Source organism: Maritimibacter dapengensis, from assembly GCF_019218265.1.
Taxonomy (GTDB): Bacteria; Pseudomonadota; Alphaproteobacteria; order Rhodobacterales; family Rhodobacteraceae; genus Maritimibacter; species Maritimibacter dapengensis.
Genome location: NZ_JAHUZE010000001.1, coordinates 24,025 through 37,754 on the forward strand (window position 1 = coordinate 24,025; position 13,730 = coordinate 37,754).

13 protein-coding genes are annotated in these 13,730 nt (G+C 62.9%); 8 read left to right on the forward strand and 5 right to left on the reverse strand.

Annotated features, from left to right (window positions below):
- Positions 1-2 precede the first annotated feature (2 nt).
- The 3 genes from KJP28_RS00120 to KJP28_RS00130 all read right to left on the reverse strand — a co-directional run bounded on the left by KJP28_RS00120 (position 3) and on the right by KJP28_RS00130 (position 3,441).
- Positions 3-653 carry a histidine phosphatase family protein gene (locus tag KJP28_RS00120; protein ID WP_218390204.1) on the reverse strand — a complete coding sequence of 217 codons (651 nt, stop codon included), beginning with the start codon at positions 651-653 and terminating at the stop codon, positions 3-5.
- 167 nt (positions 654-820) lie between these two features.
- On the reverse strand, positions 821-1,522 hold the full coding sequence (locus tag KJP28_RS00125; protein ID WP_218390205.1) for a response regulator transcription factor: 702 nt from the start codon (positions 1,520-1,522) through the stop codon (positions 821-823).
- Positions 1,519-3,441: a hybrid sensor histidine kinase/response regulator gene (locus tag KJP28_RS00130; RefSeq protein ID WP_336245282.1), complete on the reverse strand. Its 1,923-nt coding sequence runs from the start codon at positions 3,439-3,441 to the stop codon at positions 1,519-1,521. The genes KJP28_RS00125 and KJP28_RS00130 overlap by 4 nt, the downstream gene beginning before the upstream one ends.
- Before the next feature lie 208 nt (positions 3,442-3,649).
- Between KJP28_RS00130 and KJP28_RS00135 the strand changes: the two genes are divergently transcribed.
- From KJP28_RS00135 to KJP28_RS00145, 3 genes are all read left to right on the forward strand, one after another.
- Entirely contained in the window at positions 3,650-5,626 is a 1,977-nt protein-coding gene (locus tag KJP28_RS00135) for an AMP-binding protein (RefSeq protein ID WP_218390207.1), read from the forward strand.
- A complete protein-coding gene (locus KJP28_RS00140; protein WP_218390208.1) occupies positions 5,623-6,444 on the forward strand; it encodes an ABC transporter ATP-binding protein in 822 nt (273 codons plus the stop codon). The genes KJP28_RS00135 and KJP28_RS00140 overlap by 4 nt, the downstream gene beginning before the upstream one ends.
- Positions 6,445-6,539: 95 nt before the next feature.
- Entirely contained in the window at positions 6,540-7,526 is a 987-nt protein-coding gene (locus KJP28_RS00145; protein ID WP_218390209.1) for a branched-chain amino acid ABC transporter permease, read from the forward strand.
- A 7-nt stretch (positions 7,527-7,533) separates the two neighbouring features.
- Here KJP28_RS00145 and KJP28_RS00150 read toward each other — a convergent pair whose 3' ends face one another.
- Positions 7,534-7,761: a hypothetical protein gene (locus KJP28_RS00150; protein WP_218390210.1), complete on the reverse strand. Its 228-nt coding sequence runs from the start codon at positions 7,759-7,761 to the stop codon at positions 7,534-7,536.
- A gap of 87 nt (positions 7,762-7,848) precedes the next feature.
- On the opposite strand from KJP28_RS00150, the gene KJP28_RS00155 reads away from it, so the two are divergent.
- From KJP28_RS00155 to KJP28_RS00170, 4 genes are all read left to right on the forward strand, one after another.
- Positions 7,849-8,097 carry a hypothetical protein gene (locus tag KJP28_RS00155; protein WP_218390211.1) on the forward strand — a complete coding sequence of 83 codons (249 nt, stop codon included), beginning with the start codon at positions 7,849-7,851 and terminating at the stop codon, positions 8,095-8,097.
- A complete protein-coding gene (locus tag KJP28_RS00160) occupies positions 8,097-9,173 on the forward strand; it encodes a branched-chain amino acid ABC transporter permease (RefSeq protein WP_218390212.1) in 1,077 nt (358 codons plus the stop codon). The genes KJP28_RS00155 and KJP28_RS00160 overlap by 1 nt, the downstream gene beginning before the upstream one ends.
- 72 nt (positions 9,174-9,245) lie before the next feature.
- A complete protein-coding gene (locus tag KJP28_RS00165; RefSeq protein WP_218390213.1) occupies positions 9,246-10,529 on the forward strand; it encodes an ABC transporter substrate-binding protein in 1,284 nt (427 codons plus the stop codon).
- A 61-nt stretch (positions 10,530-10,590) separates the two neighbouring features.
- On the forward strand, positions 10,591-11,418 hold the full coding sequence (locus KJP28_RS00170) for an ABC transporter ATP-binding protein (protein WP_218390214.1): 828 nt from the start codon (positions 10,591-10,593) through the stop codon (positions 11,416-11,418).
- A 47-nt stretch (positions 11,419-11,465) separates the two neighbouring features.
- On the opposite strand, the gene KJP28_RS00175 is transcribed toward KJP28_RS00170, so the two are convergent.
- A complete protein-coding gene (locus tag KJP28_RS00175) occupies positions 11,466-12,278 on the reverse strand; it encodes a hypothetical protein (protein ID WP_218390215.1) in 813 nt (270 codons plus the stop codon).
- A 136-nt stretch (positions 12,279-12,414) separates the two neighbouring features.
- On the opposite strand from KJP28_RS00175, the gene KJP28_RS00180 reads away from it, so the two are divergent.
- Positions 12,415-13,635: a phenylacetate--CoA ligase family protein gene (locus tag KJP28_RS00180; RefSeq protein WP_218390216.1), complete on the forward strand. Its 1,221-nt coding sequence runs from the start codon at positions 12,415-12,417 to the stop codon at positions 13,633-13,635.
- Positions 13,636-13,730 lie beyond the last annotated feature (95 nt).

The window sequence follows — 13,730 nt, forward strand, 5'->3', positions numbered from 1 at the left end:
GTTCAGACGAAGGTCCGGGAGGTTTCGCGTGACGGATCCGCAAGATGCGGGACGGCGTTGAATTGCGTCAGCGACAGCGCGGCCCCGATCGGGTGCAGTTGATGCACCGAGGTGTTCATGATCGCGAGCGCCATGCGCGCCATCGACCCGATCTCGAGCCCCATTGCCACGCGAATGCCCATGGAGATGAAGCCACCCGAGGTCACGATCAACGCGCGGCCTTCGCCGGCCGCGATCTCGTGCAACACCTCGTCGACCCGGTCTTCGAACGCCTGGAACGTCTCCAGGGCGTTCTCGATCTGACCGTCTCGCCAGGCGGTGAAGACCAGCGGTAGATGCTCAATGAATTCCTCGCGCCCGGTGGGCTGTTTGATCCCGAATTGGTCGTGCATTTTCTGTGCGAGATCGAAATAGGCGACTTCGTTCAGGCGCGCATCCTCGATGACCCGTTCGTGCCCCATACTCGCTGCGGTCTCGCGGTGGCGGCGCATGGTGCCGGAATAGACCCTCTCGAATGTTTCGCCTGAGGCGGTGAAATAATCGCCGAGCCACGCCGCCTGCTGATGGCCAAGGTCCGACAGGGCATCGTAACCGTGTTCGTCCTGCGCGGTATTGTTCGCCTGTCCGTGGCGCACGAGGGTCAGCTGGCTCATGGGTGTCTCTCCGTTTGCCGAGGTTGCTAACCCTTTCAGGGATGGGAGGAAAGACATGTTTCGAACCGGGCAGGGCCCGGCTCGAAACATCGGGGGGGCCAGCCCCCCGGGTCGCATTTGCCATGCAAATACGACTCCCCCCGAAGTACTTTTGGAACAATGAAGGTTCAGTTCCAGCTCACGTCCCCGAGAAAGATGTATCCCGCGCCGTAGATCGTCTTGATCAGCTTGGGGTTCTTCGGGTCTTCGCCGAGTTTCGTGCGCAGGCGCGAGATGCGGACATCCATGGCGCGGTCGAAGCTTTCGCCCGCCGCGCCACCCAGGGTTTCCTGCATCTGCGTCCGGGTGATGAGCCGTTTCGGCGCGTCGAGGAACAGGCGCAGGACTTCGCCTTCGGCATGGGAGAACGGGGTTTCTTCGCCGTCGCTGTCTTCGAGCATGTAGCGGTCGAAATGCGCGGTCCACCCGGCGAAGCGGGCCGTCGACGCACCCGTGGTGGCCGCTTTCGGCTGTCGCAGGCGGGCGCGCACGCGGGCCACGACCTCGGCGGGTTCGAACGGTTTGATGATGTAATCGTCCGCCCCAAGCTCCAGCCCCGTCACCCGGTCCTGCACCTGCGCGCGGCCCGAGATGATGATGATCGCCGCTCCGCTTTCGAGCGCGAGGCGGTGAACGAGCGTCAAGCCGTCCCGATCCGGCAGGCCGAGGTCGACGAGGCAAACGTCGGGCGACAGCGAGCGCAGCGCGGCTTCGAATTCGGTCGCCCGACCGTAACCCACGGTGCGGAACCCTGCCTCTTCCAGCGCATCGGTGAGCATCTGCCGGATCGACGGTTCATCGTCGAGAATGGCGACGAGCGGTGCCTTCATGGGGCGACCTCGCTGGCGAGAAAGGCCGCGAGTTGCGCCTGTGTGAAAGGTTTGGAAAGCGTCGGCGCCACGCCACGGCGCGGATCGCCGGGCGGGAGCGAAGACATCAGAACCATGGGCGCGGCAAGCCCCCGGTCCCGCAAAGCCGCGATGAGCCGGTCACCGGTCCATTCGCCGCCGAGATTGATGTCGGACAGGACCAGCCCGATCCCGTCGATCCCGGCAAGGTCCAGCGCCTCTTCACCGCTCTCGGCTTCGATCACCTGATGCCCGAGCGCGATCAGCATGTCGCGGACATCGGCGCGGATCTCCGACTGGTCCTCGACGAGCAGCACGAGGCGCGGGGCCGGGCCGGTGGCAGGCTTCAGCGGAAGCCGCATCGTCACCTGCGCGCCCCGGTCGGTGTTGGCGAGCCGCACCTGGCCGCCCGCCGCTTTCGCCTGATCGTAGACCATGGCGAGCCCAAGTCCTGATCCCTCGCCGCCCTTGGTGGTGTAGAACGCGTCCAGCCCGTGTTCGAGCGCGTCGGGCGAGAAACCCGGCCCGGTATCGCGAACCTCGAATTCAAGCCATGTCTCGGCAACGGGGCGCGCCGTCACGCGGATCTCACCCGAGCCGTCCAACGCATCGCGGGCGTTCAGGATCAGGTTCAGCAGCGCATCCTGTACCGCGCCGGTATCGAGCAGGACCGGCGTGGCGGGTGCGTCGCAGATGATCGAGAGCGTCACGCCGTCGGGCAGGCTCGGTCCGGCAAGCGTCTCGGTTTCCGCCAGAAGTCGGGCGACCTCGACCGGTTCAGCGCGCACGATCCGTGCGCCGGACAGCGTCGCAATCCGGTCCAGCAAGGCACCGCCACGCCGCGCCGCCCCCGTCGTCGCGTCGATCAGGTTACGCGCCTCGGGCGGCAAATCCATCTGCATCAGCTTTGCCTGCATTCCGAGGATGATGGTCAACAGGTTCGAGAAATCATGCGCCATACCGGAGGTGAGCTGTGCCGCCAGCTCGCGTTTGCGCGTCTGCATGAGCGCGGCCCGCGCCTGTGCCTCCTCGGTCACGTCCATCGACAGAAAATAGACACCCGTCACCGCACCGTCCTCGCCCACATCAGGCGTGAAGGCCACGCGCACCCGTCGCCCGGATGCTTCATCGGCAAACTCGAGCACGCTCGCCGCGCCGTCGAGCGCCAGCTTCAGGTTTCCCTCGATCGTGGCAAACACCGCGTCGCCCAGCACGTCGCGCGTGTTCAGGCCAACGATGTTTCGCGGGCGACCGGGAAGGACGCTGCCCAATTGCCGGTTCGAGTAAGTGTAGGTCAGGTTCCGGTCGATCCGCGCGATATGGGCAGGCATCATCTCGGCCGTGACGCGGGCGCGGGCCTCCATCTCGGTCAATTGCCGCTTGGCTTCTTCGAGCGCGGCATTGGTCGCGGCGAGCTCCCGGTTGGCATGCGACAGGTCTTCGGAATGGGCGATGACCTGATCCGACAATTCCGCGGACCGGGCGCGCAGCAGCGCTTCCTGCCGTTTGATCGCCGTGATGTCGGTATAGACCGTGACCCAGCCACCTTGCGGCAGGGGCGAGCCTTCGACCGAGATCATCCTGCCGTTCGACCGGGACCGTTCCATGTAATGCGGCTCGAACGCGCGCGCGGCCTCGACCCGGTCGCGCACGAAAACTTCAGGGTCGTCCACCGGGCCGTATTCGCCCGTCTCCACAAGGTAGCGGATCGTATCCTCGAAATCCGCGCCGCGGGTAACGAGCCGCTTGGGCAGATTGAACATTGTCTGAAACGTGCGGTTGCCCACGACGAAGCGAAGCTCGCTGTCGTAGATCGACAGAGCCTGCTGGATCAGGTTCAGTCCGGCTTGCGTCAACGCCGCGATGTCCGGCGTCGTCGTGATGTCGTCCGTGTCGCTCACGTGGTCCTCCCGCGCGACAGTCTTACGCCCGTGCGCGGGAATGGAAAGCCCGCGCTTTTCGCACGCGCAGCACCTGTAACATTTCGTTAGATTCCGGAAAAACTCCGGTAATGTTTGACCGCGAACGATTGTTGCCGAAGGATGGGCCTGCTGTGGCGGGTCATGTCCGGCAAGCGCGCCGGGGAGGGCGCGCGAGGGAGGAGACATTTTGGCAGACGTTCAAACCGCGAGCAGCGGTCTTGAATCCATTCCGGCTCTGCTCGAGCGGAATGTGCATTCGTTCGGAAACCGCCCGGCCTACCGGGAAAAGGAATTTGGTATCTGGCAAAGCTGGACATGGGCCGAAGCCGCCGAGGAAATCGACGCATTGGCGATGGGGCTGATCGCGCTTGGGATCGAGCGCGGCGATCACGTCGCCATCATCGGGCGCAACCGCCCGGCGCATTACTGGTCGATGGTCGCAGCGCAGAAATGCGGGGCCGTGCCGGTGCCGCTTTATCAGGACGCCAACGCGGAAGAAATGGAATACGTGCTCGATCATTCGGGCGCGCGATTCGTCATCTGCGGAGATCAGGAACAGGTCGACAAGGTGATCGAGGCGCAGGAACGCGTCCACAAGATCGAGCATGTGCTCTATGTCGACAAGCGCGGGATGCGCAAATACGACCACGGACACCTCAACTGGTATCACGACGTGCAGGACGAGGGGCGCGCGGGCCATCACCGTCTCGAAGGCGAGATGCAGGAACGCACCGCCGAACTGGACTACGAGTCCACCTGCGTGATGCTCTATACCTCCGGGACGACCGGCAAGCCCAAGGGCGTCGTCCTGTCCAACCGCAACGTGATCGAGAGCGCGAAGAACTCGTCCGAATTCGACAAGCTCGGGCCGGGCGAGGACGTGCTGGCCTATCTTCCGATGGCCTGGGTCGGGGATTTCATCTTCTCGATCGGGCAGGCGTATTGGACCGGGTTCTGTGTGAACTGCCCGGAAAGCGAAGACACGATGATGACCGACCTGCGTGAGATCGGGCCGACCTATTTCTTCGCTCCGCCGCGCGTGTTCGAAGGGCTTCTCACCACGGTCATGATCCGCATGGAAGACGCGACGCGGATGAAGAAATGGCTCTTCGACCGCTACATGGAACACGCCCGCAAGGTCGGGCCGGCGATCCTCGACGGCAAGCCGGTCTCGGGCGGCGACAAATTCAAATACTGGCTCGGAAACCTCTTCGTCTATGGCCCCCTAAAGAACACGCTCGGGTTCTCGCGGGTGCGCGTCGGCTACACGGCGGGCGAGGCGATCGGGCCGGAGATTTTCGATTTCTACCGCTCGCTGGGCATCAACCTGAAACAGTTGTACGGGCAGACCGAGGCGACCGTGTTCATCACCCAGCAGCCGGACGGCGAAGTGCGGCCCGACACGGTCGGCGTGCCGTCCCCCGGTGTGGAGCTGAGGATCGCGGAGAGCGGCGAAGTCTTCTACCGCTCGCCCGGTACATTCGTCGAATATTACAACAACCCCGACAGCACCGCCTCGACCAAGGATGCCGAGGGCTGGGTCGCGACCGGCGACGCCGGGTTTATCGAGGAAGATACCGGGCATCTGCGCATCATCGACCGTGCGAAGGACGTGGGCAAGATGGCCGACGGTTCGATGTTCGCGCCCAAGTATGTTGAGAACAAGCTCAAGTTCTATCCCAACATCCTCGAGGCCGTGGTGTTCGGATCGGGCCGCGACTTCTGCACGGCCGCGATCAACATCGACCTCAACGCGGTCGGCAACTGGGCCGAGCGCAACAACATCTCCTATGCCTCCTATCAGGAGCTGGCGGGCCACAAGCAGGTGCTCGACATGATCCAGAACCATGTCGAAGAGGTGAACGAAAGCGTGGCGCGCGACCCGATGCTGTCGGGCTGCCAGGTCCACCGCTTCCTCGTGCTGCACAAGGAGCTCGACGCCGACGACGGCGAGATGACCCGCACGCGCAAGGTCAAGCGCGGCGTGATTTCCGAGAAATTCGGAGACCTGATCGACGCGCTCTACTCCGGCAAAACCGAGCAATACACCGAAACCGAAGTGACCTACGAGGATGGGCGCAAGGGCAAGATCAAGGCGACGCTGGAAATCCGCGACGCCAAGGTGGTGCAGACCGCCAAGCCGGAAGGGGTGGCCGCCGAATGAACACGCAAACCGCAGAAAGCTTCGTGACCGAGGATGGCCGCACCATCGGCGGCGTGGTCATGGAGATGAAAAACATCACGCTTCGCTTCGGCGGCGTCGTAGCGATCAAGGACATATCCTTCGACATCCGTGAAGGAGAAATCCGCGCGATCATCGGCCCGAACGGGGCTGGCAAATCCTCGATGCTGAACGTCATCTCGGGCTTCTACGTGCCCCAAGAAGGCGAGGTCTGGTTCAAGGGCGGTAAACGGCCGCAGATGAAGCCTTACCAGGTGGCCCAACAGGGTATTGCCCGGACGTTCCAGAACATCGCGCTTTTCGACGGGATGAGCGTGCTCGACAACATCATGACCGGGCGTCTGACCAAGATGCACACCAACATGTTCCAGCAGGCACTCTGGTTCGGCAAGGCAGAGCGCGAGGAAAACCAGCACCGCGAACAGGTCGAAAAGGTCATCGACTTCCTCGAGATCCAGAATATCCGCAAGACGCCCGTGGGCCGGTTGCCCTATGGCCTCAAGAAGCGTGTCGAACTGGCCCGTGCGCTCGCCGCCGAGCCGAACCTTCTGCTCTTGGATGAGCCGATGGCGGGGATGAACGTCGAGGAGAAAGAGGACATGAGCCGCTTCATCCTCGATGTGAACGACGAATTCGGCACCACCATCGCGCTCATCGAACACGATATGGGCGTCGTGATGGACCTGTCAGACCGCGTCGTGGTGATGGATTACGGCAAGAAGATCGGTGACGGCACACCGGATGAGGTGCGCAACAATCAGGCGGTGATCGACGCCTATCTGGGGGTGGCCCATGACTGACGCACCGCTCATCGCAGCCCCGGGCTGCTCTTCGCAAACATCAGGCGAGAAAAGCGCAATGCGCTTGCCGAGCCGCGCGGTGACAGGAGAAACCCATGCCTGATCAGCTTCTTTTCGCGATGGAAGTCACCCTGAACGGTCTGATGGCCGGGGTGCTCTATGCGCTCGTGGCGCTGGGCTTCGTGCTCATCTTCAAGGCGTCGGGTATCTTCAACTACGCCCAAGGCGTCATGGCGCTTTTCGCGGCGTTGACATTGGTGGGCATTCAGGACGGTCAGGTGCCGTTCAGCCACCTCATCAACGCGATCTTCGGCACCGACGTGCACCATTTCGGCTGGCACGTCCCCGCGCTCCTCGCGATCCTGCTGACCGCCGGGGTCATGGTGTTGTTTGCGTGGATCGTGGAACGCTACGTCCTGCGCCACCTCGTCAACCAGCCTGACATCATCCTGTTCATGGCGACCATCGGGCTCGCTTATTTCATGGAGGGCTTCGGCGACCTCATGTGGGGCGCGGACATCAAGAAGCTCGACGTGGGTCTGCCGCAGGGCATCAACATCCCGATCGACGAAACGACCTATGGCTGGTTCGGCTACGGGTTCTTCATCGACAACCTCGACATCACCGCGACGATCGTGGCCGTGATCCTCGTCGTGGCACTGACGCTGTTCTCGCAATACTCGAAACAGGGCCGGGCGCTCCGCGCCGTGGCCGATGACCATCAGGCGGCGCTGTCGGTCGGCATTTCGCTGCGCTTCATCTGGGTGCTCGTCTGGTCCATCGCCGGATTCGTCGCCCTCGTCGCGGGCATCATGTGGGGGTCCAAATCGGGCGTGCAGTTCTCGCTGTCGCTGATCGCGCTGAAGGCGCTGCCGGTCCTCATGCTGGGCGGCTTCACTTCGATCCCGGGCGCCATCGTCGGCGGCCTGATTATCGGGGTTGGGGAAAAGCTCTTCGAATTCACCATCGGCCCGCTCGTGGGCGGCGCGACCGAAAACTGGTTCGCCTACGTCCTCGCGCTTCTGTTCCTCGTCTTCCGGCCCCAGGGGCTGTTCGGCGAGAAGATCATCGAGAGGGTCTGACGATGCGCTACGAGGTGAAGATCGACACGATCAGGCCCACCGCGCCGATCACGAGGAACAGAGCGGCCCCGGCGACGAGCGGAATGCCCAGCCAGACCGACAGACCGGTGACCGCGAGCGCGGCCAGGACCACGATCACGGCGACGAATTCGACCGTGTCGCGAAAAACGCTGCGCATGACGCTTCGCGCGCCTGTGAGTAACTGCTCCGAAAAGCTCTTCGCGTCGTCGTTCATGGCCGAATCCATCCCCTCGGTGGCAACGATCCCACAGAGCCTAGTCCCTGAAACGGGCAGCAATCGGGCACAAATGAGGAGCCTCGCATGACCAAGGTCATCGCCATTCTCAATGTCGTCGCCTGGTCCGGGTTCTGGGCTTTCGGCTACCTCGCCCTGACCGCGGCGGCCCCAAATGGCACCGAAGCGCTGGTTGCGTCGCTGCTTGCCGCGGCGGGCGCAGGCGTGGGGATGTACTGCTGGTTCCAGCTTGTCCGCCATTCCGAGGCCATCGGATACGCCAGGCCCGCCAACCGCGTGCCGGCCCATCTCAAGACCCAAGAGGAGCGTTCCTGATGCTTTACCGTGAGGCCGGAGACTTCAAGACCTCCTACCGTGACGACAGTCAGACCTTTCCGATCCGCTTCGATCGGATGGCCTATTACGTTGCCATCGCCATCGCGTTTCTCGTGGTGCCCTTCGTCATCAACGATTACTGGGCGAACGCCGTCCTGCTTCCGTTCCTGATTTACGCCATCGCGGCGCTGGGCCTGAACGTGCTGACGGGTTATGCGGGGCAGGTGTCGCTCGGGACCGGCGGTTTCATGGCCGTGGGGGCCTATGCCTGCTACAAGCTGATGACGGCTTTCCCGGACATCAACATCTTCTTCCACGTCATCATATCCGGCGGGATCACCGCGCTTGTCGGTGTGCTGTTCGGCCTGCCAAGCCTGCGGATCAAGGGCTTCTATCTTGCCGTTGCCACGCTCGCCGCGCAGTTCTTCCTGGTCTGGCTCTTCAACCGGGTGCCGTGGTTCTACAACTACTCCGCCTCCGGGCAGATTTCGTCGCCCGAGCGCACGGTATTCGGGATCAAGGTGACCGGGCCGGAGACCGAAGCCTGGGCCACGTATCTGTTCTGCCTCGTCTTCGTCTTCCTCTCGGCCTGGGTCGTACGCAACCTGACGCGCGGATCGGCGGGACGGAAATGGATGGCGATCCGCGACATGGACATTGCCGCCGAAATCATCGGGGTGAACCCGCTCCGCGCAAAACTCTCGGCCTTCGCCGTGTCGTCCTTCTTCGTCGGTATCGCGGGGGCGCTGTTCTTCTCGGTCTATCTCGGCGCGGTCGAGGTGGGCGAGGCGTTCGGCATCCAGAAATCGTTCCTCGTGCTCTTCATGATCATCATCGGCGGCCTCGGCTCTGTCTTCGGCAGCTTCGCCGGCGCGGCCTTCATGGTCCTCATGCCCGTGCTCCTGAAAAACGTTCTCGTGGGCGGCCTCGGCTGGGCCACGGACCTCGCCGCGCATCTCGAATTCATGATCGTCGGTGGACTGATCCTGTTCTTCCTGATCGTCGAACCGCACGGGCTGGCGGCACTCTGGAAGGTCGCGAAAGAGAAACTCAGACTTTGGCCCTTCCCGCATTAGGCGGGGCCCAACCAAAACGGGGGAGAACCCCGGGACCCAAACATCGGAACCAACAATGGGAGGAAACACCCGATGAAAACCAAACTAGCAACCCTGGCCCTGGGTGCCGCGCTTGCAGCAACGCCCGCGCTGGCCGAGCTGACATTCACGTCGCTCAGCTACCGCACCGGGCCTTATGCCGCGAACGGCATTCCTTTTGCCGACGGCTATGCCGATTACTTCACGCTTCTGAACGAGCGTGACGGCGGCATCGGCGGCGAGATGGTCGAGCTGATCGAATGCGAAACCGGCTACAACACCGAGAAGGGTGTGGAATGCTACGAGTCGACCAAAGGCTCGGGCGCTCTGGTCTATCAGCCGCTCTCGACCGGCATCACCTACCAGCTGATCCCGAAAGCGACCGCTGACGGCATCCCGGTCCACTCGATGGGCTATGGCCGGACCTCGGCCAAGAACGGCGAAGTGTTCAACTGGATCTTCAACTACCCGGCCAACTACTGGGACGGGGCTTCGGTGGCGATCAAGCACCTGCTGGATGAAAACGGCGGTGATCTGTCCGGCAAGAAAGTCGCGCTGGTCTATCACAACTCCGCCTACGGCAAGGAGCCGATCCGCACGCTCGAAGAGCTCGCGGCGAAGCACGGCTATGAACTCAGCCTGCTGCCGGTCGACCACCCCGGTCAGGAGCAGAAGTCCCAGTGGCTTCAGATCCGCCGTGACCGCCCCGACTACGTGATCATGTGGGGCTGGGGCGTCATGAACCAGGTCGCGATTCAGGAAGCGGTGAACATCCGCTACCCGATGGAGAACTTCATCGGCATCTGGTGGTCGGGCTCGGAAAATGACGTGCTGCCCGCAGGCGAAGGTGCCAACGGCTACAAGGCGCTGACTTTCCACAACCTTGGTGACGACTACCCGCTCTATGCCGACCTTCAGCAATACGTGGTCGACGCGGGCAAGGCTGCCGGTGCCGGGGACAACCTTGGAACCGCGCTCTACAACCGTGGTCTCTACGCGGCGATGCTCGCCGCTGAAGCCGCGAAAACCGCGCAGGAGATGCACAGCACCACGACGCTGACTCCGGCGCAGATGCGTGACGGCATGGAAAACCTCGAAATCACCGAGGCGAAAATGTCCGATCTCGGCCTACCGAATTTCGGCCCCGAGTTCAGCGTCTCCTGTCAGAACCACGGTGGTGAAGGTTATGCCGCCGTCGCGCAATGGGATGCGGCAGCGGGCGAATGGAGCCTGATCACCGACTACGTGCAATCCGACCTCGACGTGATCACGCCACTGGTCGACGAGGACTCCAAGATGTTCGCGGACGAAAGCGGCATCGAACCGGGCTGCATGTAAACCCAACGTCCGGCCCGGGCGTTGTGCTCGGGCCGGACCCCAACGAACGACGGAAACCGCCATGCTGGATGCCACCCCCGACAAGACCGAAACGGTGCTCGAGGTCAACAACATCGAGGTGATCTACAACCACGTGATCCTCGTGCTCAAAGGCGTGAGCCTCCGCGTGCCCAAGGGCGGGATCACTGCGCTCCTGGGCGGCAACGGGGCGGGCAAGACGACAACGCTCAAGTCGATTTCGAACCTCCTGCGCTCCGAGCGCGGCGAAGTCACCAAAGGCTCGATCCTGTATCGCGGCGAACGGGTGCAACACCTGACGCCCGCCGATCTCGTGACCAAGGGCGTGGTGCAGGTGATGGAGGGTCGCCACTGTTTCGAGCACCTGACGGTCGAGGAAAACCTCCTCACCGGTGCGTACACCCGCAAGGCAAGCCGGGGCGACATCGACGCCGACCTGAACATGGTCTACGATTATTTCCCGCGCCTGAAGGAGCGGCGGAAATCGCAGGCCGGATATACGTCTGGCGGCGAGCAGCAGATGGTGGCGATCGGCCGGGCGCTCATGTCACGGCCCGAGACGATCCTGCTGGACGAGCCGTCCATGGGTCTTGCCCCGCAGCTCGTCGAACAGATTTTCGAGATCGTGAAGTCGCTGAACGAAGGCGAAGGCTACACCTTCCTGCTAGCCGAGCAGAATACCAACGTGGCGCTGCGGTTCGCGCATTACGGCTACATCCTCGAAAGCGGTCGCGTGGTGATGGACGGCCCGGCGAAAGAGCTGCGCGAAAACCCGGACGTGAAGGAATTCTACCTCGGCATGTCCGACGAAGGGCGCAAGTCGTTCCGCGATGTGCGGTCCTATCGCCGCCGGAAACGCTGGCTCGCCTGATGGACCAGTCCAGCGCCAAAATAGTCAGGGCGAAGCCGGAAACCGGGCTACGCCATCTCCCGCTTCATCTCGTCGAGCCGGGCCAGCGCATCTTCGCGCGTCACCCGCACGTTCGGGCGGAACGACTGGCTTTCGGCGCGCATGCGGATGGTTTCCTCGGTGTCCGAGCCGGTTGCATAACGCACCGACCCCATCGACCATTTCTGATTCAACGCCTTGCCCCGCATCGCGTAGGACACCCACGCCTCGTCGTAGATCTTGCAGTTCTCCATGTTGACGAGGAAGAACCAGCGCATCCCGGTCGCCTCGAGCCGGACCTCGATATGATCGTAGAACGCGTGAACGTCGGCGGAGTTGTAGAAGGTGAAGTTCGAGAAATCGACGTCCATCACCTCGGCCCCGTCGTCAAAGCTGATCCGGCGCGACAACTCGGCCTCGGTGTAGCCCGAAGAAAGCGTCTTTTTCACCGTCCGCTTGCTGGGCAAAGCATCGATCCGCTCGAGCGCCGCGTCGTGGTCTGCAAACAGGTTGGGGTCGAAGGCTTCGGTCTTGGCCGTCCGCTCGAGCTGGCGGCGCGTTTCGTCCGAGACGTCATATCGCACGGTGCCCATCGAATGCGCGAGGTTCAGCGCCTTGCCGCGCTTGTGATGCGCGTACCACGCATCCTCTTCGATGCGGAAACCCGAGAAGTTCAGGAGAAAGAACCAAAGCTCTTCGCCGCTCTCGGCGATCAGCTCTTCGATCCGGTCGTAAAAGGCGTTTACCTGGCCCGAGGTCTCGAACCGAAGGCCGGACATATCGACCTCGATCATCATACGTTCTGTGTCGAAGGACACGCGGGCATCAATATCCGCCGTCATCGAAATTACTCCCGAATCACATCGCGCGCAGCTCACTTTACCACGCAGCGCAGCAGATACAGTATGCAAACGTATACTGAAACCCTTTGCCTGACCCTGCGTCAATTTTTCCACCCCAGATAGACGGAGATCGCCCATGGCTGACCCCTTCGACGCCCTTGAAAACCGCTCGGCAGATGAGCGCGCGGCGGACTTCGCGGCGCGGTTGCCCGAGCAGGTGGCGCGCGCGAAATCCCTGCCCGGATACACGGAAAGCCTAGGAAATATTGACCCGGCATCCGTCACCGGTATCGACGCGCTGGCGGCGCTCCCGGTGTTGCGCAAATCCGAGATCGGCAAGGCGCAGGCCGCCAGCGGGCCGCTTGGCGGATACGCTGCACAAGATGCGCAGGAATTCGCCCACATTTTCCAAAGTCCCGGCCCGATCTATGAACCGGGCGGGGTGGGGCATGACTGGTGGCGCATCGGACGGTTCCTTCATGCCGTTGGCATCGGTCGGGGCGACATCGTCCAGAACTGCTTTTCCTACCACCTGACGCCGGCCGGTATGATCTTCGAGAACGGCGCACGGGCGGTCGGCGCGACAACGATCCCCGCGGGCGTTGGGCAGACCGAATTACAGGTCAGGGCCGCCGCCGACATCGGTGCGACAGCTTACGCGGGCACGCCCGATTACCTGAAAGTCATTCTCGACCGCGCCGACGAAGACGGCGTGTCGCTCAAGATCACCAAGGCCGCGGTCGGCGGCGGCGCGCTGTTTCCGTCGCTCCGTCAGGAATACGCGGATCGCGGCATCACCTGCCTGCAGAACTACGCCACGGCGGACCTCGGCAACATCGCGTATGAGAGCCAGGCGCAGGAAGGCATGATCGTGGACGAAGGCGTGATCGTGGAGATCGTGCGCCCCGGCACCGGCGACCCGGTCGCGCCGGGAGAGGTCGGCGAGGTCGTGGTGACGACGCTCAACCCCGATTACCCTCTCATCCGATTCGCCACCGGCGATTTGTCGGCGGTGATGGAGGGCACCTCGCCTTGCGGCCGAACGAACATGCGGATCAAGGGCTGGATGGGCCGTGCCGACCAGACCACCAAGATCAAGGGTATGTTCGTGCGCCCGGAACAGGTGGCCGATTTCGTGTCGCGTCACCCGGAAATCGCCCGCGCCCGCGTCATCGCCGAACGCGAAGGCGAGGCGGACGTCATGCGCGTGCAGGTCGAGGCCGATGGTGGCGATAGCGGGACCTATCAGAAGACCGTGGTCGACGTGCTCAAGCTCAAGGGCGCGGTCGAGATCGTGGCTCCCGGAAGTCTGCCGAACGACGGCAAGGTGATCGAGGATACGCGCAGCTACGATTGACCCATGGGCGGGGCGACGCCGGAACATATCCCATATCAACCGGTTGATATTGGATAACCTCGCAGGGCGGGGCAGGTAATGGCCAAGCGACCTTT